The sequence below is a fragment of the Streptomyces glaucescens genome, from assembly GCF_002154375.1.
Lineage (GTDB): Bacteria > Actinomycetota > Actinomycetes > Streptomycetales > Streptomycetaceae > Streptomyces > Streptomyces glaucescens.
The window spans coordinates 1-2,419 of record NZ_MUND01000882.1 but is presented as its reverse complement, the minus strand read 5'-3'; the positions used below and the strand labels follow the sequence as shown (position 1 = coordinate 2,419).

General features: G+C 71.8%; 1 protein-coding gene. It reads left to right on the top strand.

Going from position 1 to position 2,419, the window contains the following annotated elements:
- The first annotated feature begins 146 nt into the window (after positions 1–146).
- The gene (locus tag CCN42_RS38795) at positions 147–2,330 is read left to right on the top strand and encodes a bifunctional polysaccharide deacetylase/glycosyltransferase family 2 protein (RefSeq protein ID WP_169731608.1); all 2,184 of its coding nucleotides are present in this window, start codon (positions 147–149) and stop codon (positions 2,328–2,330) included.
- Positions 2,331–2,419: the final 89 nt, after the last annotated feature.

Genomic DNA, 2,419 nt, shown 5'->3' with positions numbered 1-2,419 from the left:
GCCGACGACGACCCGTCCGCCGCCCCCTCCCCGGTCACCGGCGGCGGCAACCCGGGCAACGGCGTCGGCACCGACAGGCGTCCCGGCCGTACGTCCGTCGACTCCCCGCTCTCCGCCCACGCCTCGTCCCCGGAGCACGTCCTCTGATGGCATCCCGCCCCCGTCACCGGGCGGCGACCGGAGCCCGTGACGGCTCCCGGCAACGCCGCCTGCCCCTGCGCTTCCTGTTGCCCGCGCTCGTCCTCGTCGCCCTGATGGCGATGCTGATGCTGCGCGGCTACGTGCACAGCGAGATCCTCGCCGACCACCGCGTCCGCCCCGCCGCGGCCAGCGACCGCGTCCCGGAGGACGTCCTCACGGGCGGTCCGGTCATCGACGCCCGCAGCGGCCGTCCCACCACGCTGTCCGTGCCGGACCACCGGCTCGTCCTCACCTTCGACGACGGCCCCGACCCGGTGTGGACCCCGAAGGTCCTGGACGTGCTGAAGAAGCACGACGCGCACGCCGTCTTCTTCGTCACCGGCACCATGGCCTCCCGCTACCCGGACCTGGTCGAGCGCATGGTGGACGAGGGCCACGAGATCGGCCTGCACACCTTCAACCACCCCGACCTCTCCTACCAGTCGAAGCGGCGCATCGACTGGGAGCTGTCCCAGAACCAGCTGGCGATATCCGGCGCGGCCGGCATCCGCACCTCCCTGTTCCGCCCGCCGTACTCCTCCTTCTCCGCGGCCATGGACAACGAGTCCTGGCCGGTGACCGAGTACATCGGCAGCCGCGGATACATCACCGTCGTCAACAACACCGACAGCGAGGACTGGCGCAAGCCCGGCGTCGACGAGATCATCCGCCGCGCCACCCCGAAGGGCGGCGACGGCGCCATCGTCCTGATGCACGACTCCGGCGGCGACCGCCACCAGACCGTGCAGGCCCTGGACCGGTTCCTGCCCGACCTCAAGGCGCGCGGCTACGCCTTCCAGAACCTCACCGAGGCCCTCGACGCGCCCAGCGCGCACACCCGTGTCACCGGCCTCGACCTCTGGAAGGGCCAGGCGTGGATCTTCCTGGTCCAGGCCTCCGAGCACATCACCGACGGCCTGGTCGTCGGCCTCGCGATCATCGGCACCCTGGTCATCGGCCGGTTCGTGCTGATGCTGCTCCTCTCCGGCTGGCACGCCCGCCGGGTCCGCCGCCGCGGCTTCCGCTGGGGACCGCCGGTCACCGAACCCGTGTCGGTGCTGGTCCCGGCGTACAACGAGGCCAAGTGCATCGAGAACACCGTGCGTTCCCTGATGGCGAGCGAGCATCCCATCGAGGTGCTGGTCATCGACGACGGCTCCTCGGACGGCACGGCCCGCATCGTGGAGGCCATGGGCCTGCCGAACGTCCGGGTCGTCCGCCAGCTCAACGCCGGCAAGCCCGCCGCCCTCAACCGCGGCCTCGCGAACGCCCGCTACGACATCGTCGTCATGATGGACGGCGACACCGTCTTCGAACCCGCCACGGTCCGCGAACTCGTCCAGCCCTTCGGCGACCCGCGCGTCGGCGCGGTCGCGGGCAACGCCAAGGTCGGCAACCGCGACACGCTCATCGGCGCCTGGCAGCACATCGAGTACGTGATGGGCTTCAACCTCGACCGCCGGATGTACGACGTGCTGCGCTGCATGCCGACCATCCCGGGCGCCGTGGGCGCCTTCCGGCGCAGCGCGCTGCAGCGGATCGGCGGGATGAGTGAGGACACCCTCGCCGAGGACACCGACGTCACCATGGCCCTGCACCGCGACGGCTGGAAGGTCGTGTACGCGGAGAACGCCCGCGCCTGGACCGAGGCCCCCGAGACGGTCCAGCAGCTGTGGTCCCAGCGCTACCGCTGGTCGTACGGCACCATGCAGGCCATCTGGAAGCACCGCCGGGCCCTGGTGGAGCGCGGCCCCTCCGGCCGCTTCGGCCGGGTCGGCCTCCCGCTGGTCTCCCTCTTCATGGTCCTCGCCCCGCTGCTGGCCCCCCTGATCGACGTCTTCCTCCTCTACGGCCTCGTCTTCGGCCCCACCGGGAAGACCATCGCGGCCTGGCTCGGCGTCCTCGCCCTCCAGGCGGTCTGCGCGGCGTACGCCTTCCGCCTGGACCGCGAACGCATGACCCACCTGATCTCGCTGCCCCTCCAGCAGATCCTCTACCGCCAGATCATGTACGTCGTCCTGCTCCAGTCCTGGATCACCGCACTCACGGGCGGCCGGCTGCGGTGGCAGAAGCTGCGGCGGACGGGAGTGGTGGGCGCCCCGCCGGACCCGGCCGTGCGGCAGCCGGCGGCCGACGGCCGGCCGGTCTGACGTGACCACGCTCGACGAACACAGGAATCCCGGAACGTGACCGTACCCCCCGCCCCGACCCCGACCCCGGCCGGCACGGCCGCCCCCAC